The organism is Desulfarculus baarsii DSM 2075 (assembly GCF_000143965.1).
GTDB lineage: Bacteria > Desulfobacterota > Desulfarculia > Desulfarculales > Desulfarculaceae > Desulfarculus > Desulfarculus baarsii.
Map to the genome: position 1 here is coordinate 657,735 of NC_014365.1, position 20,059 is coordinate 677,793.

Consider the following 20,059-nt stretch of genomic DNA (forward strand, 5'->3'; position numbering starts at 1 on the left):
CAGGATGCAATCTTGACCGCCACCGTTGGCCGACGTATACAAGCTTAATGTATCATCGGCCAGGCCCAAAGCAAGGATAACCCATGATCACCGCCTCCCCCATCTTCAGGCCCCAGGGCCGGCCCATGCGCGTGGCCGCCTTCATGAGCGGCTCGGGCAGCAACATCCGCCGCCTGCTGGAGCAAAAAAGCCCTCACTACGAAGTGTGTTTCATCTTCAGCGATCGGGCCGACGGCCAGTGTCAGGGCCAGAACATCGCCCTGGAGTATGGCCTGCCCTATTTTGCCCATGATATCCGGCGCTTTTACGCCCTGCGCGGCCAGAGCCGCACCGTGGCCACGGCCCGGGGCCTGGCGCTGCGCCGCCAGTTCGACGCCGTGGCCGCCAGGCTGCTGGCCGCCTTTGCCATCGACGTCATCGCCCTGGGCGGCTACATGAGCTTTCTGACGCTGGATGGGGCGGTCAACGTGCATCCGGCCGATCTGTCCATTGTCGGGCCGGAGGGCCGGCGGCGCTTTGTCGGCGACGACGCCGTGTTCGAGGCCATCGCCGCCGGGCAAAGCGAGCTGCGCGCCTCGACCCTCTGGACCGACGCCGGCGTGGATTCCGGCCCGTTGCTGATGGTCTCGGAGCCCCTGGCCGTGGAGCTGCCCGCGCCGCTGGCGCGGCTCAAGGCCCGGCCCGAGCTGCTGCGCGCCGTGGCCGACCAGCATCAAGAGCGGCTCAAGGCCGTGGGCGACTGGGTAGTCTTTCCGCGGACCATCGAGTTGATCGCCCAGGGTCGCCTTGGCCTGGGGCCCGGCGGCGTGGCCACCCTGGACGGCCGGCTCATGCCCCAGGGCGTGCGCCTGGCGGACATCGCGTGAGCGCGCCCACCCCGGCCCAGTTGGCCCAGGCCGACCGCCGCCACATGGCCCTGTGCCTGCGCCTGGCCCGGCGGGCCGCCCGCCTGGGCGAGACGCCCATCGGCGCGGTGCTGGTCGACGCCGCCGGCCGGGTGCTGGCCGCCCACGGCAACCGCGCCATCAGCCACACCGACCCCACCGCCCACGCCGAGATGCTCGTTTTGCGCCAGGCCGCCGCGGCCATGGGCAACTATCGCCTGGTGGGCTCGACGCTCTACGTCAGCCTGGAGCCCTGCCCCATGTGCGCCGGGGCCATCGTCTGGGCGCGGGTGCGGCGGGTGGTCTACGGCGCGGCCGACCCCAAGGCCGGGGCCCTGGGCTCGGCCCTGGACCTGAGCCGTCAGCCGGGCCTAAACCATCGGCCCATCGTCGAGGGCGGGCTGTTGGCCGAGGAGTCGGCCGCGCTGCTGCGCGAGTTTTTCCAGAGCCGCCGCGGCAAGGCCAAGGCGAGTCCGCTGCACGGTGAAACATAACAAATGTTGTAAAAACAGATAATAACCTGTGAAACATGAATTATACCGTGCAGCAGCCGAAGCGCGCCATGGACGAGGACTCTCAAGGCATGAACAAAAGCGACTCGCGCGCCCACCCGCGCGCGAGCCGCCCGATTATCCAGCCAATGGCGCGCCGTTAGCCCTTGCGCTTGGCTTCTTCCTCGGCGCGCAGCACCTTGCGCAGGAGCTTGCCCACCGCCGACTTGGGCAGTTCGGCGCGGAACTCCACCATCTTGGGCCGCTTGTAGGGGGCCAGCTTTTCCTTGCAGAAGTCGAGGATCTCCTGCTCGGTGAGGGTCTCGCCGGGCTTGACGACGATGTATGCCTTGACCGTCTCGCCGCGATAATCATCGGGGATGCCCACGCTGACGGCGTCGGCCACCTTGGGATGCTCGAAGAGCACCTCGTCGATCTCGCGGGGATAGATGTTGTAGCCGCCAGCGATGATCATGTCCTTGGTGCGGTCGACGATGAAGATGTAGCCCTCTTCGTCCTGCACGGCCACGTCGCCGGTGTAGAGCCAGCCGTCCTTGAGCTGACCGGCGGTCTCGCTGGGATTGTTCCAATAGCCCTGCATGACCTGGGGTCCGCGCACGACCAGTTCGCCCTTTTCGCCCACGCCCACGGGGGTTTTGCCGTCATTGGGGTCGAGGAGCATGACATCGGTGTTGGGGAAGGGGATGCCGATGCTGCCCGGCTTTTTCTTGCCCATGGAGGGGTTGCTGATGCCGATGGAGGTGGTCTCGCTCATGCCCCAGCCCTCGCTCATGTTGATGCCCAGGTCGATGCCGCGCTGGATGAGGTTGACGGCGATGGGCGCGCCGCCGCTGTTGAGGCAGGTGAAGCGGCGGTCCAGCTCCAGGCTGGCGGCCTGGGGATGGCTGAGCACGGCGTTGATCATGGTGGGCACGGCCGGCCAGAACATGGGCAGGTCCATCAGGCCGATGATGCCCAGGATCTCGTTGACGTCGAAGCGCGGCACGACGATCTGGGTCGCGCAGGTCAGCACCGAGGCGTTCAGGGCCACGATGTCGCCGTAGACGTGGAAAAACGGCAAGATGGAAAGCGTGTAGCGCTGGCTGGGCGGGATCATGCGGAAGGTGGGCTCGACCCAGGCGGCGATCATGAAGCTGGCGGCAACCAGGTTGCCGTGACTGAGCACCGCGCCCTTGGGGATGCCGGTGGTGCCGCCGGTGAACTGGATCAGGGCCGGGTCGCTCTTGTCGATGGGCACGCCCAGGGGCCGCAGTTCCTGGCAGGATTCGAGCACCTGGGAAAAATGCAGCCAGTTCGGCTCCAGGCCCATCTCGGCCGGCGTGCTCTGGGGCATGCCGTTGATGAAGTCGGTGACCTTGGTGATGATCACCCGCTCGATGTCGCAGGTCTTGCAGACTTCCTTGATGTAGGGGACGACCATGTCGAAGCTGATCAGGGTGCTGACGCCGGTGTTGGTGCAGAGGGCCTTCAGTTCGTCGGGGGTGTACATGGGGTTGAGGTTGACGACGATGGCCCCGTTGTGCAGCACGGCGTAGTAGGCGATGATGTATTGGGGCGAGTTGGGCAGGTGCAGGCCGATGCGGTCGCCCTTTTTGACGCCCAGTTTTTTGAGGGCGTTGGCCAGGCGCATGACCAGGCGGCGCAGCTCGTAATATTTGATTTCCGTGCCGAAAAACGTCGTGGCGACTTTTTGCGGATTGCTGTAGACGGCGATGGACAGGATGTCCTGGGCGGCGATATCGGGGAAATTGATGTGATGGGGCACGCCCGGATCATAATTCCGATGCCAGAATTTCTCTTCCATTTCTAGAACCCTCTCTTGCCCGAATGTTGAAGGACGACGGCCGGAGGCGCTTGCTCCCGTGGCGGTGTTACGGCCCGGCCCTGGCCGGCGCGGCGTGGCGGCGGGGGCGCGTGACGAACGGCCGATGCGGCGGGGAAAGGCGCCGGCGGCCGGTTGGCCGAGCGCCCGATCATGCGAGGAGGCAATAAACGATTGCGACAGGACATTTCAAAATCACGTCGGTTTTTCGTCGTCACGTTATTGTGATCGGGGCCATAATATATAGTCGCATTTTATTTCGCAAGATAATTTACCTGGGCTATAAATTGCCGGCCAATAATGGTGCAAGGGTACGATCTTCCGGGCGGCGGGTGGGGGGCTTTATTTTTGGCCGCGCGCCAAAAAAACGGCTAAAAAAACACGCCGCCCGGTCGGCGAGGACCAGGGCGGCGCGCTCACGGCCGCCGGATGGGCGGGCTTGGATCAGTTTTCGGTCAGGATGGTCTCGTCGTACTGCACTTCCAGGTAAAGCTTGTGCTTGGCCTCTTCGTGGGCCAGGGAGAGAAAGGCGTCCTTGAGGCGCTGATCGTCGGTGGCGGCGGCCAGGTCGGCGTATAGCTTGAAGGCGGCCTTTTCGCGCTTCATGGCCACGTTGAGGGCCTCGGCGTAGGTCATTTTGCCGCCGTCGACCACATCGACGTCGGCCAGATAGTCGGCCAGCCGCAGATCGGCCACCTTGTCGGCGGCCGCGCGCAGTTGTCCGCCGGCGCGGACTTCCTCCAGCTTGGTCTTGTGGCGCAGCTCCTGGTCGGCGAAATCGCGGAACAACTCGCGCATCCAGGGTTTTTCCATGCCGGCGGCCAGGCCGGTATAGAAGCGCACGGCCTGATCTTCTTTTTCGATGGCGAAATCCAGTATTTGATCAACCGAAGCGAAATTGGTCATTACGCTCTCCTTCACGGGCGTGGCCAAAGATCGCGGCGAGCCGCATGGGTAAAGTCTAACACAGGCGCGCCGGTTTTAGAGAGGCCATGCGTTCAGCGGGCGTCGGAAAGCATCTTGGCGAACTGCACGTCGGCCCCCAGCACGCCGATCATGCGGCCGTCGGGGCCGCGTAGCGGCGCGGCCACGGTGAAGCAGAAGTCGTCGGTGGCCGCCGAGCGGTAGATGTCGGAGACGTAGGCCCGCCCGCTTTCGGCCACGCCCTTGAACCAGGGCCGGCTCGACCAGTCCCGGCCGTGGCCGCTGGAGCCGTAGGCGGCGCTGAAGCCGCTGGGGGCGATGTTGTCGGTGACCTGGCGGCCGCGGGCGTCGGTGATGTAGAGCAGCTCGAAGACCTCGCCACGGCCGATGCTGGCGCGCATGGCCGCCTCCTGCCGCCGGCGGTCCATGGAGGCGATATCGGGATTGGCGGCGATGGCCTCGACCATGCGCGCGGCCTGGTGGTGGGCCTCCAGGCGGAACTGGCCCAAGGTGGTCAGCAGGCCGTCGGCGCGCTCGCGGGCCATCTGGCCCAGTTGATTGACGCTGGCCACGGCCTCGGCCTGCTGCTGGGCGGCGGCGGCCACCTGCTCGATGTCGCGGGAGATGGCGTTCACTTCGGCGTCCTGGTCCTGGCCGGCCTTGGCGATGGCGCTGAGCAGACCGTGCAGGCCGGCGCTCGCGCCCTGGCCGGGCCCGAACTCCGCGCCATCGCCCACGGCCTGGGCCAGTTGATCGACGCCCACGCCGATGGCCGAGAGCAGCTCCTCGACCTTGAGGGCGGCGCTCATGGTCTGATCGGCCAGGGCCTGCACCTCCGCGGCCACCACGGCGAACCCCGCCCCGTGCTCGCCGGCGCGGGCCGCCTCCACGGCGGCGTTGATGGCCAACAGCCGCGTCTGGCTGGCCACCTTGCGGATCATGCCCATGGTCTGGCCGATGCTGCGCGAGTGCTGCTGCATCTGGGATGTGGTATGGGCCACCTGGGCCGAGCAGGCCACGGCCTGTTCGGTGCTGGCGGCGATCTGGCGCACGCTTTGGGCCATGGCCCGGCCGGCGGCGGCGATATCGCGCGAGCGGTTGGCCTGATGGCGGGCGGCTTGCTCCAACTCGCTGGCCAGGCGGGCCAACTGAGGCGCGCCCTGGGAGAGGGCCACCGATTCGGCGGCCAGCGATTGCACCGTGGCCCGCAAACGGGCCTGCATGGCGTTGAACAACCGGGCCGCCAGCCTCAGCGGCCCACGGCGGGGTGGCGGGGCGGCCTCGGCCAGATCCCAGCGATTTTCGGCCACGCGGCGCATGGCCTCCAGCGCCTGGCGGCGCAGGCTGTTGTCGAATAGGGCAGGCATCGGCGAAAAAACTCCATTTTGTATACCGTGGCTGGTTATCATAACAGGCAAGCAATGACAATGCCAAGCAGTGACGCGGCAACGGCAAATTGCGACAAGCGCTTTCATTTCGGCTTGATAGCGCCAGTCAAACCAAAATGTCGGCCGTCGATCCCACCGCGATGTGCGATAACTTGGGCGCAATCGTACTGGATGGTAGGTTTGCTGGCGGCCGTTGGCGCGGCGATTCTTTTTGGCCGGCGGTCTGGACAATCCCGGCGGCCTGGGATAATCTTTTGCGAAAAATGTCCAAGTCAAAGGTGGGCTTTTTGCCGTGACGGCGAAAAGCCCGAGCTATCACGGCCCCCACCGGCCCCATGCCTGACCGCCCCGGCCCCGTGGCCCGGGGTTGTGTTGTTTTCTCGACATACAAATCTGGAGATGAGCCCATGAGCGGCGCCGAGACTTCCATCTGGGTGACCGAGGTGATCACCGACTGGGATGTGTATCACCATGGCGTAAGCGAAGTGATCGCCCACGAAAAGACCAAGTACCAAGAGATGTACGTGGTTCACAGCCCCTCGTTCGGTCGGGCCTTGGTTTTGGACGGCAAGTGGCAGAGTTCGCAGGCCGACGAGTTTTTGTATCACGAGCCGCTGGTGCAGCCGGCAATGATCGCCCACGGCGCGCCCAAGAAGGTGCTGATCCTGGGCGGCGGCGAGGGCGCGACGATCCGCGAGACCCTGCGTTGGAAGAGCGTCGAGCGGGTGGTGATGGTCGACATCGACCAGCCGGTGGTGGAGGCCTGCCGGGAACACATGGAGGTCATGCACCAGGGCGCGTGGGATGATCCCCGCCTGGAGCTGGTCTTCGACGACGCCTGGAAATATCTGGAAGACACCCGCGAGGCCTGGGACGTGATCATCAGCGACCTGACCGATCCCCTGGAGGAAGGGCCTTCGTTCAAGCTCTTCACCCGCGAGTTTTATGAGATGGCTCGCCAGACCCTGGCCCCCGGCGGCAAGATGGTCATCCAGGCCGGGCCGGTTTCGCCGGTGGAACTGGCCCCGCACGCCCGCATGGTCAAGACCCTGGCCGCGGTTTTTACCCACACGCGCTCGTATTGTTCGCACACGCCCAGCTATGGCCGGCCGTGGGGCTTCGTGCTGTGCTCGCAAGAGCCCCTGGACACGCGGCCCGAGCCCCAGGCCGTGGACGAGCTTTTGGGCCGCATGCTGCAAAGCGAACTGAAGCTCATCGACGGCCAGACGCTTTTGGGCATGCTGCAAACGCCCAAGCACATCCGCCAGGCCGTGGAGCGGACCGATGTGATCTACACCCTGGCCGCCCCCCCGCGCTTTGGCCAGGAGGGCCGCTAGCGGCTTTTGAGGTTGCTGACGTCGCCCAGCGGCAGGCCCAGGTCCAGCGCGCGCAGCGCCCGCCTGATCAGCCTGCCCTGGGCGTTTCGGGGTAGTCTGGGCAGAAACTCCAGCCCGGCCACCGGCCCATCGGGGCTGATGGCCAGCGCAAGCATCTCCAGCAGGGACGCGCGCAGTTCGTCGTCGGGCTCTTGCCCCGGCGCGGCCACCACGAAGGCCTTCAGCGCCGGCTGGCCGTCGGGCAGGGCGCTGGCCACGGCCACGGCCTCGGCCACGCGGGGGTCGGCGGTCAGGGCTTGCTCGACCTCGAAGGGCCCGACCATGCGGCCCACGCCGCGGATCAGGTCGTCCTGACGGCCCTGCAGATAGATATAGCCGTCCTCGTCGTAGGCGGCCATGTCGCCGGTTTGCAGCCAGCGGCCGGCCCGGAAGCGCCGGAGGTAGGCCTCGTCGTCGTCGATGAAGCCGCGGGCCATGGCCGGCCAGGGCGCTTGCAGCGACAGGTCGCCGATGGTCAGCAGATGGGCCGGCCGGCCCTCGCCGTCGAGCACCTTGACATCCAGGCCGGGCATGGGCCGGCCGCTGGAGCCCAGCTTCAGGTCCATCGAGGGGAAGTTGGCCACGGCGATCATGCCGGTCTCCACCGTCCACCAGTTTTGGTGGGGCGGCCGGCCGAAGTTGTTGCGCGTCCAGAAAAAATCTTCCATCTCCAGGCGGTTGCCCACCGTGGCCAGATGCTCCAGGGCGGCGAACTGGCCCACTTCGCCTGGCCGATCGCCGGCGGCGCGCAGTCGGCGCAAAAACGGCGGCATGGTGTACCACACGCTCACCTTGTGGTGCCGCAGGGCCCCTCGCCAGCGTTCGGCCGAAAAGGGCCCGGTCAACAGCAGGCTGGCCGCCCCGCAGAGCCAGGCCCCCCACACGCCGTAGACGCTGAAGACCGTGCCCGAGGTGTGGCCGTCGACCAAAAGCAGCGAATCGGGCCGCAGATTGAGGGCCCAGCGGGCGCTGATCAGATAGCCCACCATCGACTCCACCGCGCCCCAGACCAGCCTGGGCGGGCCTTCGGGGTTTTCGGCGTGGACGATCTGCAGCATGTGATCGCGCTCGACCCAGGCCGGCTCCAGGTGGTCGGACATCTGGGGCAAAAGCTCCAGGGCGGCGTGTTCGCGGGCCAGGCGGCCCGGGGCCAGGCCGCGCAGGTAGACCATGGCGCAGCCCTCGGGCGCCAGCTCCCAGGGGAAATCGCCCACCCCGGCGGTGGTGACGACCACGTCGGGCCGCAGGCGCTGGATCAGGCTGCCGTAAACGGCCGTCGACAGCCCCGGCCGCAGGTGGCAATAAGCCGCGCCCAGGCGGGCGGCGGCCAACTGCACCCAGATCACATCGGGCCCCGGCGGCAGCAGGGTCAGCACCCGGCCGCCCAGGCCCAGGCCGACCTGGGCCAGCAAGTTGGCCCAGCGGCAACTGATGGCCCGCGCGTCCTCGAAGGAATAGGTGCGCACCATGATGCTGTCGTCCCAGACCAGGGCCCGCCGCCGGGCGTCGCGGGCGCAGACCGTCCAGCGGTCGACGGCCTCGTGGGCGATGTTCATGCGCCGGCCGCCGGCCCAGGTGAACAGGGCCTCGGCCTGATCCCAGGAAAAGCTCTCCCGCGCCTTTTGGTAGTCGTAAAGGTTGGAGGTTACGTCGCCGGCCTTTATCTTGGAGACCATCGCCGATCCTCGCCGTCAATCCAGCCACAGGCCGAAGCCGGCGTGGACCCGGCCGGCCCTGGCCAGCAGTTCGTCGGCTTTTTGGCTCTGGGCGCTCCAGACTGCTTGGCCGTGGCGTTGGTCTTGCAGGGCGGCCAAGACCTCGGCCACGCAGGCCGTGAGGGTGTCGGGGTCGTAGCCGCCCTCCAGGGCCAGCAGCAGGGGGATGTCGTTGTTGCGCGGGCCCAGGGTGGCCACCAATTGGGCCAGGCCGGCGTAGGAGGCCTCGGTTTGCAGCGTGGCTCCGATGGGATCGCGGAAATGGGCGTCGAAACCGCAGGCGACCATGATCATTTCGGGAGAAAAGCGCTCCACCAGTTGCTCCAGCACCACCCGGTAAAGGGTCATGGCGTCGTTGTCGCCCCATTTTGGCGGCAGGGGCAGATTGATGGTGTGCCCCGCGCCAGGCCCCACGCCCACCTCGCCCAGCTTGCCGGTGAAAGGATAGGCGTTTGGCAGATGAGTGGAAAGATAAACCACTCTGTCGTCTGCGTAAAATAGATTCTGCAACGCGTTGCCGTGGTGGATGTCCCAGTCGACGATCAGGACGCGTCGCAGGCCGCGCCGCAGGGCGTGGCGGGCGGCCAGGCCCAGGTTGTTGAAGATGCAAAACCCGCCGGCCCGGTCGGCCAGGGCGTGGTGGCCCGGCGGCCGGCAGAGCACCAGGCAGGCCTGACATCGACCGGCCAGCAGGTCGTCGACGCCCAGCACGCAGCCGCCGGCGGCCAGCCAGGCGGCCAGGCAACTGTCACGGCTGGCGATGGTGTCGGGAGCCAGGTGGGTCAGGCGTTGGCGGGCGGTGGCCAGGATGATGCGCACGTAGGCCGGCGTGTGCACGCGCTCCAGATCCTCCAGGGTGATGGGCCGGGCCTGTTTTTCGATGAAGCCGCCGGGGTGGTCCCAGTCGAGCATGCGATAAACCGCGCTAAGGCGGGCCGGGCTCTCGGGATGGCTCAGGCCGGTCTTGTGGCGCAGATAGCGGTCGTCGCGGACAATTTGCACCTGGAGCATGGATTCATCCAGCGTTTTATGGCACATGCAACCATCATGGATGGTGACACAGGCCCGGCCCCGCGCGCAAGCGCCGATGTGAAATATTGCCTGCGGCCCCGCGCCTTGACAGCGGTCTCTCATGGGTATAATTTGCCAGACTGGCCAACCAGTGTGAACGATTGTGAGCTTGATCCGTGAACCCAACGGCCCCGGAGCAAAAACACCCCCCCACGCGGCCCGTCAACCGCCTCGTCGGCCTGCTGCGCCGCCAGACCGTGCGGCGCATTCTCGTCTCGGTGCTCATCGGCGTGGTGGCCGGCCTAGGGGCCATGGCCTTTTTCCTGTGCCTGGAGTGGGCCTGCTGGTTCGTGTTGGGCTATCTGGCCGGGGCCCAGATCCCCGGGCCCGATGGCGAACGCGTGGTGCACATGGCCGTGACCACGCCCTATCGGCCGTGGCTCTTGGCGCTTTTGCCGGTGCTGGGCGGCCTGGCTTCGGGGCTTCTGGTCAACGCCCTGGCCCCCGAGGCCGAAGGCGAGGGCACCGACGCCATGATCGACGCCTTCCATAACAAAGGCGGCACCATCCGCGGGCGGGTGCCCTTCATCAAGTCGGCGGCCTCGATCATCACCCTGGCCAGCGGCGGCTCGGTGGGCCGCGAAGGGCCCATCGCCCAGATCGGCGCCGGTTTCGGTTCGTGGCTGGCCCAGGCGCTGAAAATTCCCGCCCACGAGCGACGCATCTACATGCTGGCCGGCTGCGCGGCCGGCCTGGGTTCGATCTTCCGCGCGCCGCTGGGCTCGGCCATCACCAGCATCGAGGTGCTCTACAGCGAGGATTTCGAGTCGGAGGCGATCATCCCCTGCGTCATCGCCTCGGTGATCGCCTATTGCATGTTCACGTTTTTCTTTGGTTTCGCGCCGGTGTTCGGCTCGCCGCACTTTGTCTTTCACGACCCCCGCGAGCTGTTGGCCTACGCCGTTCTGGGCCTGATCTGCGCGCCCATCGGCATGGGCTACGTGTCCATGTTCAACCGCTCGCGTGAGTTCTTCCGGGGCCTGACCAACGTGCCCCGGCAATATCGGCCCATGCTGGGCGGGGTGGGCGTGGGCCTGGTGGCCCTGGCCGTGCCCGAGGCCATCGGCGGCGGCTACGGCTACATGCAGTTGGCCATCTACGGCCAACTGGGCCTGGGCCTGATGTGCCTGGCCGCGGGGTTCAAGATGGTCACCACCAGCCTGACCATCGGCAGCGGCAGCTCGGGCGGCGTGTTCGGACCGACGCTATTCATCGGCGGGATGATCGGCGGGGTGGTGGGCCAGGTGGGCCACATGCTTTTCCCCGAGATCGTCCAGCAGCCGGGGGCCTACGTGCTGGTGGGCATGGCCGCCTTTTTCGCCAGCGCGGCCAAGGCGCCGGTGGGCTCGTTGATAATGGTCTCGGAGATGGCCGCCAGCTATCAGTTGCTGCCGCCGCTGATGATCGTCTCGATGATCGCCATCTTGTTCAACCGCGGTTCGAGCATTTACACCAAGCAGCTTTTGAACAAATTCCAGAGCCCGGCCCACGAGGCCGACCTGACCGTCAACGTCCTCGAGACCCTCACCGTGGCCGACGTCTTCGCGGCCGACCGGCCGGTGATCGGCCTGCGGCCCGACGAGAATTTCGCCCAACTGCGCCGGCATATCGCCGACAGTCACCAATCGTTGTTTCCCGTGCTGGACCAGGCCGGCGCGCTGATCGGCGTGTTGCCGGTGGCGGCCATCCGCAAGGTGCTTTTCGAGGATTCGCTGGCCCATCTGGTGGTGGTGGGCGAGTTGGCCGAACCGCCGACGGCCCTGGCCCTGGGCGACGATCTATACTCCGCCCTGCTCAAATTCCTTGATTCGGGCCACGGCCAACTGCCCGTGACGGCCGACGGCCGGCTTTTGGGCCTGCTGGACCACGCCGACGTCATCGCCGCCTATCATCAGGAGGTCAGCCGCCGCCGGCGCGCGGCCGCCTAGCGTTTGCCCTGGCTTTTCTCCAGGGCCTCGGCGATGTCTTCCTCCTCGATGGCCTGATCCATGAAGCCGTTTTGCCGCAGCACCTGGGCCATGGCCCGGCGGATTTCGCCGTCGCGCGGGGCCAACTTGACCGCCACCCTGGCCTCGCCCACGGCCTCGATCTTTTCGCCCAGGGCCGTGCGCAGGCGGGCGATCTCCATGTGCACCTCCGGGCTGGTGTCGTTGCGCTCCTTGGCGGCCATGAGGTGCCTTTCGGCGGCGGCCAGGTCGCCTTCCTCGCGGGCCAGCAGGCCGTGGGCGTAAAAGGCGCGCCAGTCCTTGGGGAAGTCGCGGGCCAGGTTTTGGCAGAGCTGGTGGGCGGCCGGGAAATTGCCCAACTCGACCAAGACCCTGATCTGCACCACCATGTTGGCGGCCATGGTCGTGGCGTCGCCCAGCGAGCCCAGCACCCGCACCAGGCGCCGATGATAGTCGGCCTGCTTGCCCTCGCTGAGGATCTCGTGGACGTCGGTGAGCAGGCGGTGGACATCCAGGTTGAGCGGGTCCAGGGCCATGGCCTTGTGCAAGGCGGCCAGGGCCTCCTTGGGCTTGCGGTCCTCGAGCATCAGGCTGGCCCGCAGCAGGTGTATGCGCGGATGATCGGCGCCCTGGGCCACGCAGCTCTCGACCAGCTCCACGGCCAGGCGCAGATAGCCGGCGGTGAGGAACTGGCGCACGGCGTTGACCAGGCAGCCGGGGTCGGTGGGGTTGTCCTTGAGGGCCTGGAGGGCCTCGCCCAGCGAGCCGATGCGCGCGGCCTCGGCGTGATTGCCCGAGGCGCGCAGGCTAGCGGTCAGCAGATCGTAGAGCTCCGGGTCAAGCGGGTCTTGACGCAGGGCCCGGCGCAGGGCCACCACGGCCTTGCGGTGGTTGTTGTTGCGGCGGTGGGCCCGGGCGGCCAGGCGCAGCACTTTCTGATCCTCGGGGGCCAGGCGCAGGGCCAGGTCGGCGTGGTGGGCCGCCCAGTCGAACATCTCCTTATCCATGAGCGCCTCGGCCACCTCCAGGCGGGCGCGCAGGTCTTCGGGATGGGTGGCCAGGTGGGTCAGCCCCTGGCCGATGGCCTTTTCGCGGGCGGCCTCCAGGCGCAGGCTCATGGCCTGGTAGACCGCGGCCATGCCCAGGTAGCCCTCGGGCTGTTGGGGCCAGCCCTTGACCATGGCCCGGAAGGCGTCCATGGCCTCGTTGGCCCGGCCGGTGCGCAGCAGGCGTTGGCCCTCGTGAGCCAGGGCCTTGAACTTGGAGCCGGTCAGGATCGTCCAAAGCCACAGCATCAGGCTCATCGGGGCGTTGCCGGTCGGGCCGGCGACGCCTGGGCAGTGGCGCGGCCGGCCTTTTTCACGGTTGGGTCAGCCGCTTGGCCATGGCCTGATAGCAATCGCCGATCAACCGCCGGCTGAGGGCCTCCATGGCCTGACTGGCGGCCCTGGCCATTTCCTTGGGCGAGTCGCCGGCCATGGGCTGGGCCACGGCGTAGCGCTTCTGGAAGACCACGCGCAGGGGCAGGCGGGAGTGCTCGATGTCGGTGAGGGTGGCCAAGAGGGCGATTTCGAGCTGGCCGCCGCCGGCCCGGTCGGCCAGGAGATCCTCGACGCCGATGTCGAGGAAGAAGCGGGCGTTGGCGTCGTCCTGGCTGTCGAAGACGGCCTCGAACAGGCCGCTGGCCTGGAAGTCGCGCAGCAAAAAGTCGCCGACCATTTCGGCCGGCGTGACGCGCCAGCGGTTGTAGTTGTAGCTCTGGCGCTGATAGGGCCCCGAGCGAAAGATCATGGCCGTGTCGATGTAACCGGCGGCGGCGGTGGGGTCGTTGATGGCCAGGCCGGCCTTGAGCGGCGGCCAGGCCGGCGGGCGCGGCGCGGCGTACTCGAACATGTATTGATGCTCGGTGATCATGGGCTTGCTCAGGCAGCCCGGCGCGCCCAGGGCCAGGGCCAGCAGGGCGGCGGCGGCGATCAGGCGTTTGGTTTGGAACATATGTCTTTCTCCCCCGTGGCCGTCATTGCTCGGGTGGTTCGCTGAAGATCAGGTAGGAGGGGTTCATCTCCAGGCGGCGCAGCAGGTTGTCCAAGCGGCCGGAGCTGCTGCGCAGGTTGACCATGGTGCGCCTGGTCAGTTGGGCGATGGCCACGGTCTGATCCTTGAGCACGGCGGCCAACTCGCGCACCTGGCCGGCGGTTTCCTTCAGGCGCAGATCCTTGAGCGCCTGGCGCGCTTCGCCCATCAGCGCGTCGAAGGACTGGGCCCCGGTGTTGAAGCTCTTGACGGCCTTGCGCAACTCGCCGCCCTTGACCTCGCTGAGCACCAGGGCGGTGATGCTTTCCAGGTTGGCCGCGGTGGCCTGCATGTTGTCGACGGTCTTTTTCAGGGCGCCGTCCTGCACCAGGTCGCGCACGCCCTTGATGGTCTGATTGATGTCGTTGCCCAGGGCCTCGAAATCGATGCGGCTGATCTGGTTGGTGATGCGGTCGATGACGCCCAGCAGCCGGTGCATCTCCGAGGGCTTGGAAGGGATGATGGGGTGCTCGGCGGCGAAGTTGATCACCGGTGATTCGGCTTTGTCGCCGGGGCGCTGGCGGTCCAGTTCGACGAACATGATGCCGGTGATGCCGATGGTCTGAAGCTGGGCCACCATGTCGTGGGACAGGTCGCCATCGAAGCCGATCTCCATGACCACCTCGATCAGGCGGAAGTCGGGGGCCACCCGCACGTCGGTGACCCGGCCCACCTCCACGCCGCGGTACTTGACCCTGGAGTCGATCTGCAGGCCCTGCACCGATTCGTCGAAGAAGGTCACGTAGGTGGTGGCGCCCTTCATGTATTTGGCGGCGCCCATCCACACCAGAATGACCACGGCCAGGGTGATGCCGCTGAGCACGAACAGGCCCAGCCGCACGTTGGAACTCTTGCTGCTCATTTGGTCCTTGCTCCCTCGACGCCGCCGGGATTGCGGCCGAAGAAGTTGCGCACCAGCGGATCGGGCGAATTGTCCCTGAGCCAGCGCGGATCGCCCTGGGCGATGAGGCCCTTTTTGGATTTGTCGAGCATGATCACCCGGTGGGCGATGGCGAATATGGAGGCCAGCTCGTGGCTGACGATGATCATTGTCGTGCCCAGGGCCTTGTTCAGGTCCAGGATCAGCGCGTCCAGTTCGGCGCTGGTGATCGGGTCCAGGCCGGCCGACGGCTCGTCGAAAAACAGGGCCAGCGGGTCCAGGGCCATGGCCCGGGCCAGGCCGGCGCGCTTTTTCATGCCGCCGGAGATCTCGGCGGGCAGATGGTTCTGAAAGCCGGCCAGGCCCACCAGCGAGAGCTTCATCTGGGCCACCTGGAGCATCTCGCGGTCCGAGAGGCTGGTGTGATCCTCCAGGGGCAGGCAGATGTTTTCGGCCAGGTTCATCGAGCCCAAAAGCGCCCCGGACTGGAAGAGCATGCCGAAGCTGCGGCGCAGGGCGCGCGTCTGGCGGCTGGAGGCGTTGTGCACGTCGACGCCGGAGAACTCCACGCGGCCGGCGTTGGGCTGGTGCAGGCCGATGATGTGGCGCAGCAACGTCGTCTTGCCGCAGCCGCTGCCGCCGACGATGACCAGAATCTCGCCGCGCATCACGTCGAAGCTGACGTCGCGCAGCACCTCCAGCTCGCCGAAACGCACCGATAGCCCGCGCACCTTGATGATCGGCTCGCCGGGCTCCGGTGGGGTTATGGCCGCAAGGCTGTTCACCAGCGCCGCCTCCGCGTCACAGGAAATAGTATTGGATTATGGCGAACACCGAGTCGGTGACGATAATCAAAAACAACGCCGCCACCACCGCGCTGGTGGTGGCCTTGCCCACGCCGGCCGCCCCGCCCTCGACGGTGAAGCCCTTCTGGCAGCCGATGACGGCGATCAACAGCCCGAACACCGCGGCCTTGAACATGCTGGTCATCAGGTCGCCGGCGTCGAAGCTGGAGATCGACTCGTTCAAGTAGGTGTAGGGCGTCAGGTCCAGGCCCGCCACGCCCACGATCAAACCGCCCATGATCGCCGCGGCGATGGAAAAAAGCGTCAGCAGCGGCACCATCAGCACGGCGGCGATGACCTTGGGCAGGGCCAGGAAGATCACCGGATCGTAGCCCATCACCGTCAGCGCGTCCACCTCTTCGTTGACCTTCATCGTGCCGATCTCGGCGGCGAACGACGACCCCGAACGGCCGGCCACCAGGATCGCCGTCATGATCGGCCCCAGTTCGCGGACCATGGCCACGGCCACCAGGGTGGCCACGTAGACGTCGGCGCCAAAGGATTTGAGCTGCAACGACGACATGAAGGCCATGATCATGCCCAGAAGCAGGCCGATCAGCGAGACGATGGGCAGGCCGTCCACGCCTACCTGCTGCATGTAGGCCAGCACGTCGCCCATGCGTAGCGTGGCCGGCCGCGCCACCACCATCAGGACGCTCTTGGTGGCCTGGCCCACGAAGGCCAAAAGCTGGCCGATCTGCTCGCCCATGCGGCGGGCCGACTGGCCCATGCCTTCCAGCATGCCCGCGTCGCGCTTGTCGGGGTTGATGGCCGGCTTGCGCACCTGATCCACGTCGATCAGGGCCAGCATGTCGCGGAAGCGGCTTTGGCCGGCCTCCAGGCGCACGGCCAGATCCTGGGGCGGCGCGGCGGCCCAGATCTTCACCGCCATGGCCCCCGAGGTGTCGAGGTAGTCCAGCCGCGACAGATCCAGCAGCACGGACCTGGGGGCCAGTTCCTTGAGCACCCGCGCGATGGCCGTCTGAAACTCGGGCAACTGGTTGACGCCCAGCCGGCCGCGCAGGCTGACATGCAGGTCGCCGCCGGCGTGGCCGTGGGCCTCCAGAGAGAGCACGCTGTCGTGGTGGGCTCTGATCATCAGCCTCGCGCATCACGGACGGCCTTTGGCGAGCCCGCCCGCGGGGGTCAATCGTTGAACGACAGCTCGAGGAATTCGGCGTCGGGAATCTCCAGGGGCGGGCCCATCACCGAGGGCACGCGGGCCACGCACAGCGCGCCGACGATGGCGTTGCCATGCTTGAGCGGCGAACAGACCATGTACACCTTGTGCTTGACGGTGTAGAGGATGGTGCTGGTGGTTTTGCCCTTGGAAAGCACTTTGTCTATTTTTTTGTACTGCGAGTAGTTGAAATCGTCCTCGGACTTGATCACCGCCGTCTTGTCCTTGGGGTCGGGGTAACGGCTGCTGATCACCTGGCCTTTTGCCCCCAACACCAGAATCCCCACGTTCAAGGGGCGTTTATCCGCTTGCGCCTGGGCGAAAAAGTCGTCGACGATCTTGTTGGCCTTGGCGTCGTCGGCGGCGGCGAGGGCCTGGGCCAGATCGGTCGAGAGGTTGTCGATCAGCTCCTTGTTGCCGCTGACAAAGCCCTGGGCCGCCTCGCTGCCGCGATTGCGCTCGCAGCCGACGGCCAGCAGGACCAGCAGGGCCAGGGCCCAGGCCGCCAGAAACGCGCGATATGACTGTGCGTAATGATGCATGACCGGGTTCCTCTGGGCGCAGTATAGCATAACTATCACCGGCGGCCAGCTTAGGGGTGCAGGTCCAGCGCCGGCGTGAAGGCGTGCATCACCGGTGTGATGGTCACGCCGTCGGCCGTGACGGCGACGCTTACTTCCAGCCAGCCGGGGGCGAAGCTCAGCGGGCCCCATTCCATGTCGCCGGCCCACCAGCGGCCGCAGATGGCCGGCGCGGTCGCCAGGCTGATCGCGCCCTGGCGGCTGTAAAGGACGCCCACGTGGCCGATGTGCTCGTGGCCGTTGAACCACCCCGCCAGACGGCGGCCTTGCAGCAAGGCCAGGGCCTTGTCGCGGTTTTGGTCGGCGTCGCGCAGGGCCATGCCCGGCTTTTCGTCGATTCGCAGCAGCGAGCTTTTGTGCAGCGGGTTGGAGCCGACGATGGCCGAGGCCATGGGGAAATGGGCCAGAAGCACAAGCGGCTTGTCGGCGGGCAGAACCTCGAGCAACTCCTCCAGCCAGGCCAGGGCCTCGGGGCTGGTTCCGCCGCAGTTTTTGGCCTTGCCGTCGGGGCGTTGGCCCAGGGCGATGTTGTCGAACATGATCAGGGCCACGCCGCCGGCCAGGTAGACATGACGGGCCGGGCCCAACTGGGCGCGATAATATTGCAGATGCACCGCGCCGTCGTCGTAGCGCACGTCGTGGTTGCCGGGGACCGAACGCCAGGGCTGGGGCAGCATGGCCGCGGCCTTGGCCGCCAGGGCCATCTGGGCCTGGGCGTGGGCGGGGCCTTGCTTGTCGGCGTCGAAGCACATGTCGCCCAGGGCCACGGTCAGGTCGGGCTTGCTTTGGGCCACCAGATTCACGGCCTTGGCCCAGAACTCCATGGGCTTTTGGGCCATGGCGTCGGTCAGGCCGACGAAGTCGGGCTTGCAGCTCGGGTCGAACAGATGGGGGTCGGAGACGATGGCCAGGCGCAAGGGACCGGCCAGGGCCGCCGAGCGCAGGCGCACGGTCAGGGGGCCCTGGACCTGGCTGGCGGGCAACCACCATGGGCCTTCGATGGCCTGGCCGTCGGGGGCGCTCAGGCAGATCAGGCGATCGTCCTCGGTGCCCAGGCTGAAGGCGCCCTCGGCGTCGCTTCGGGTCACGGCGCGTTCGTCGCTGACGATGACGCCGGCCACGGGCCGGCTTTGCTCGTCGAGGCACAGGCCACCCACGACGATGGCCTTGCCGGCCCAGGCCTGGGCCGCGCCCAGGGCGATGAGCAGCAGGACGATGGCTAGCTTTGGCCCCAGGCGGCGCAGGGTCATGGGCGTTTACTCCTCGTCGGATTGGCCGATGATGGCCGGTTTGGCTCGGTCCGCGCCGTCTTGCCGCAAGGCGACGTCGACCATTTTCATGCGCAGGAGAAACTCGTCGGCGTTTTCGTAGCCGACCAATGTCACCTCGCGCATCATGCCGCCGGAGCCATCGAGGAAAACCAGCGTGGGCAGGCCGGGCACTTCCATCTGGCGGGCGATGCGCCGCTCCTTGGGCGTGCCGGCGGTCAGGTCGACCACCAGCGTCTTGAACGGGCCCAGGGCCTTGATCACCCGCGGGTCGCTGAAGGTGGTGCGTTGGAGATCCTTGCAGTAGGCGCACCATTCGGCGGTGAACTTGACGGCCATGGGCCGGTGCTCGTTGACGGCCTGGCGCACGGCGTGCATGGTGAATTTCTCCCAGGCCACGTGGGTGTCCGGGGCCTGGAGCAGCCAGACCACCAACGCCGCCGCGACCAGCGCCGCCACGCCGAAGGCTTTTTTGAAAAAGACGAAGAACCTGGCCCCGCCCTTGTGCACGAAGCCGAGGTAGACCGCCCCGGCGGCGATGATCATGGCCAGCAGCCAGCGGCCGGCGTCCTGGCCCAGCAGGGGCATGGCCACGTAGGCGGCCGCCGCCAGCAGCAAAAAGCCGAACAGTTTGCGCACCCAGATCATCCAGTCGCCGGCGCGGGGCAGCAGGGCGGCGATGCGCTCGGAAAACAGGGCCACCAAGGCCAGTGGCAGGCCCAGGCCCAGCGACAGGGCGACAAACACGGCCAGGCCATAAAGCGGGCTGCCCACCTCGGCCACGTGGCCCATCAGGCCGGCCACCACCGGCCCGGCGCAGGGCGCGGCCAGCACGCCCGAAAACAGGCCCATGAAAAACGAGCCGCTCAGGCCCGCGCGGTTTTTGGCCGCGACCCTGGTCAGGCCGGTGGGCATGCGCACCTCCCACAGGCCGAACATGCTCAGCGCCAGCGCCACCAGGATCGCCGAGAGGATGATGATCACCGGCGTGTACGATAGCGCCTGGCCGAGGATGCCGCCGGTGAGGGCGGCCGCCGTGCCCAGGGCCGAATACATCACCGTGATGCCGGCCCAGTACAACAGCGCCGCCAGCATCGCCCCGCCCTTGCCGCCGGAGTCGCGCGCGCCGAAATAGCTGATGGTGATGGGAATGACCGGATAGACGCAGGGCGTGGCGTTCAAAAGCAGGCCCATGAGGAACGAAAGGGCCATGACCACCGGCAACGAGCGGCCGCTGAAGCTGGCGGCCTCGTCGGCGGCCCAGGCCGGGCCGGCCACGAAAAAGGCCGCGCCCACCAGGATAAAGGACATTGTCGCCGACGTTGTGGCGGCGAATTTGCTGACGCGCGCGCTGGGCATGGGGGCGATTTCTCCTGGCTCTGTGGTGGGGATTGGCCTCCCGTTGGAGCTAAATTTAACCTCTGGGCGCGGCCCCGGTCAAACAAAAGCTAAGCTTTCCCGGATCATATCAGCCGCCGACCTTTTGTCGCGCAAAAAAAATTAATGAAAACAACGATTCATCTTTACAACCTCAAGTTTTTTCTGGTATCTAGAAACGCAATATGCTGTGCTAGCCATATCGGCGATGCTTTCA

The 20,059-nt window shown here is 66.8% G+C and carries 17 protein-coding genes; 4 read left to right on the forward strand and 13 right to left on the reverse strand.

Annotation, left to right across the window (positions count from 1 at the left end):
• Positions 1-83 precede the first annotated feature (83 nt).
• Both DEBA_RS02885 and tadA read left to right on the forward strand, forming a co-directional pair.
• Positions 84-866, forward strand: coding sequence for a formyltransferase family protein (locus tag DEBA_RS02885; protein ID WP_013257406.1), 783 nt, complete (start codon positions 84-86; stop codon positions 864-866).
• Entirely contained in the window at positions 863-1,378 is a 516-nt protein-coding gene (gene tadA / locus DEBA_RS02890; RefSeq protein WP_013257407.1) for a tRNA adenosine(34) deaminase TadA, read from the forward strand. The genes DEBA_RS02885 and tadA overlap by 4 nt, the downstream gene beginning before the upstream one ends.
• A 157-nt stretch (positions 1,379-1,535) precedes the next feature.
• On the opposite strand, the gene DEBA_RS02895 is transcribed toward tadA, so the two are convergent.
• The 3 genes from DEBA_RS02895 to DEBA_RS02905 all read right to left on the reverse strand — a co-directional run bounded on the left by DEBA_RS02895 (position 1,536) and on the right by DEBA_RS02905 (position 5,509).
• Positions 1,536-3,200 carry a long-chain-fatty-acid--CoA ligase gene (locus DEBA_RS02895; protein ID WP_013257408.1) on the reverse strand — a complete coding sequence of 555 codons (1,665 nt, stop codon included), beginning with the start codon at positions 3,198-3,200 and terminating at the stop codon, positions 1,536-1,538.
• Between the two features lie 462 nt (positions 3,201-3,662).
• On the reverse strand, positions 3,663-4,124 hold the full coding sequence (locus tag DEBA_RS02900; protein ID WP_013257409.1) for a ferritin family protein: 462 nt from the start codon (positions 4,122-4,124) through the stop codon (positions 3,663-3,665).
• A gap of 92 nt (positions 4,125-4,216) precedes the next feature.
• Complete coding sequence (locus DEBA_RS02905; RefSeq protein WP_013257410.1) at positions 4,217-5,509, reverse strand: methyl-accepting chemotaxis protein; 1,293 nt, start codon at positions 5,507-5,509, stop codon at positions 4,217-4,219.
• 428 nt (positions 5,510-5,937) lie between these two features.
• On the opposite strand from DEBA_RS02905, the gene DEBA_RS02910 reads away from it, so the two are divergent.
• Positions 5,938-6,867: a spermine/spermidine synthase domain-containing protein gene (locus tag DEBA_RS02910; RefSeq protein ID WP_013257411.1), complete on the forward strand. Its 930-nt coding sequence runs from the start codon at positions 5,938-5,940 to the stop codon at positions 6,865-6,867.
• Here the strand turns inward: DEBA_RS02910 and DEBA_RS02915 are convergent.
• Together DEBA_RS02915 and DEBA_RS02920 are read right to left on the reverse strand one after the other, a co-directional pair.
• Positions 6,864-8,582: an AMP-binding protein gene (locus DEBA_RS02915; RefSeq protein ID WP_013257412.1), complete on the reverse strand. Its 1,719-nt coding sequence runs from the start codon at positions 8,580-8,582 to the stop codon at positions 6,864-6,866. The two genes, DEBA_RS02910 and DEBA_RS02915, sit on opposite strands and share 4 nt — an antisense overlap.
• A gap of 15 nt (positions 8,583-8,597) precedes the next feature.
• On the reverse strand, positions 8,598-9,659 hold the full coding sequence (locus DEBA_RS02920) for a histone deacetylase family protein (protein ID WP_050762208.1): 1,062 nt from the start codon (positions 9,657-9,659) through the stop codon (positions 8,598-8,600).
• Between the two features lie 149 nt (positions 9,660-9,808).
• Here DEBA_RS02920 and DEBA_RS02925 point away from each other — a divergent pair, with 149 nt between their 5' ends.
• Positions 9,809-11,620: a chloride channel protein gene (locus DEBA_RS02925; RefSeq protein ID WP_013257414.1), complete on the forward strand. Its 1,812-nt coding sequence runs from the start codon at positions 9,809-9,811 to the stop codon at positions 11,618-11,620.
• Here the strand turns inward: DEBA_RS02925 and DEBA_RS02930 are convergent.
• From DEBA_RS02930 to DEBA_RS02965, 8 genes are all read right to left on the reverse strand, one after another.
• A complete protein-coding gene (locus DEBA_RS02930; protein ID WP_013257415.1) occupies positions 11,617-12,933 on the reverse strand; it encodes a tetratricopeptide repeat protein in 1,317 nt (438 codons plus the stop codon). The genes DEBA_RS02925 and DEBA_RS02930 overlap by 4 nt on opposite strands.
• A 64-nt stretch (positions 12,934-12,997) precedes the next feature.
• On the reverse strand, positions 12,998-13,633 hold the full coding sequence (locus DEBA_RS02935) for an ABC-type transport auxiliary lipoprotein family protein (protein ID WP_013257416.1): 636 nt from the start codon (positions 13,631-13,633) through the stop codon (positions 12,998-13,000).
• Between the two features lie 22 nt (positions 13,634-13,655).
• Positions 13,656-14,573, reverse strand: a complete 918-nt coding sequence (locus DEBA_RS02940; protein WP_013257417.1) for an MlaD family protein — start codon at positions 14,571-14,573, stop codon at positions 13,656-13,658.
• A complete protein-coding gene (locus DEBA_RS02945; RefSeq protein ID WP_013257418.1) occupies positions 14,570-15,376 on the reverse strand; it encodes an ABC transporter ATP-binding protein in 807 nt (268 codons plus the stop codon). Before DEBA_RS02945 ends, DEBA_RS02940 begins: the two co-directional genes overlap by 4 nt.
• Positions 15,377-15,392: 16 nt before the next feature.
• A complete protein-coding gene (locus tag DEBA_RS02950) occupies positions 15,393-16,535 on the reverse strand; it encodes an MlaE family lipid ABC transporter permease subunit (protein WP_013257419.1) in 1,143 nt (380 codons plus the stop codon).
• Between the two features lie 47 nt (positions 16,536-16,582).
• On the reverse strand, positions 16,583-17,158 hold the full coding sequence (locus DEBA_RS02955) for a hypothetical protein (RefSeq protein WP_013257420.1): 576 nt from the start codon (positions 17,156-17,158) through the stop codon (positions 16,583-16,585).
• 50 nt (positions 17,159-17,208) lie between these two features.
• Positions 17,209-18,447: a metallophosphoesterase gene (locus DEBA_RS02960; RefSeq protein ID WP_013257421.1), complete on the reverse strand. Its 1,239-nt coding sequence runs from the start codon at positions 18,445-18,447 to the stop codon at positions 17,209-17,211.
• A 6-nt stretch (positions 18,448-18,453) separates the two neighbouring features.
• Positions 18,454-19,824: a protein-disulfide reductase DsbD family protein gene (locus DEBA_RS02965; RefSeq protein WP_013257422.1), complete on the reverse strand. Its 1,371-nt coding sequence runs from the start codon at positions 19,822-19,824 to the stop codon at positions 18,454-18,456.
• Positions 19,825-20,059: the final 235 nt, after the last annotated feature.

Bases quoted from the DNA above. Each gene is read 5' to 3' on its own strand.
- DEBA_RS02885 (WP_013257406.1), top strand. From the start codon at position 84: ATGATCACCGCCTCCCCCATCTTCAGGCCCCAGGGCCGGCCCATGCGC.
- DEBA_RS02895 (WP_013257408.1), bottom strand. From the start codon at position 3,200: ATGGAAGAGAAATTCTGGCATCGGAATTATGATCCGGGCGTGCCCCAT.
- DEBA_RS02900 (WP_013257409.1), bottom strand. From the start codon at position 4,124: ATGACCAATTTCGCTTCGGTTGATCAAATACTGGATTTCGCCATCGAA.
- DEBA_RS02905 (WP_013257410.1), bottom strand. From the start codon at position 5,509: ATGCCTGCCCTATTCGACAACAGCCTGCGCCGCCAGGCGCTGGAGGCC.
- DEBA_RS02910 (WP_013257411.1), top strand. From the start codon at position 5,938: ATGAGCGGCGCCGAGACTTCCATCTGGGTGACCGAGGTGATCACCGAC.
- DEBA_RS02915 (WP_013257412.1), bottom strand. From the start codon at position 8,582: ATGGTCTCCAAGATAAAGGCCGGCGACGTAACCTCCAACCTTTACGAC.
- DEBA_RS02920 (WP_050762208.1), bottom strand. From the start codon at position 9,659: ATGTGCCATAAAACGCTGGATGAATCCATGCTCCAGGTGCAAATTGTC.
- DEBA_RS02930 (WP_013257415.1), bottom strand. From the start codon at position 12,933: ATGCTGTGGCTTTGGACGATCCTGACCGGCTCCAAGTTCAAGGCCCTG.
- DEBA_RS02935 (WP_013257416.1), bottom strand. From the start codon at position 13,633: ATGTTCCAAACCAAACGCCTGATCGCCGCCGCCGCCCTGCTGGCCCTG.
- DEBA_RS02940 (WP_013257417.1), bottom strand. From the start codon at position 14,573: ATGAGCAGCAAGAGTTCCAACGTGCGGCTGGGCCTGTTCGTGCTCAGC.
- DEBA_RS02950 (WP_013257419.1), bottom strand. From the start codon at position 16,535: ATGATCAGAGCCCACCACGACAGCGTGCTCTCTCTGGAGGCCCACGGC.
- DEBA_RS02955 (WP_013257420.1), bottom strand. From the start codon at position 17,158: ATGCATCATTACGCACAGTCATATCGCGCGTTTCTGGCGGCCTGGGCC.
- DEBA_RS02960 (WP_013257421.1), bottom strand. From the start codon at position 18,447: ATGACCCTGCGCCGCCTGGGGCCAAAGCTAGCCATCGTCCTGCTGCTC.
- DEBA_RS02965 (WP_013257422.1), bottom strand. From the start codon at position 19,824: ATGCCCAGCGCGCGCGTCAGCAAATTCGCCGCCACAACGTCGGCGACA.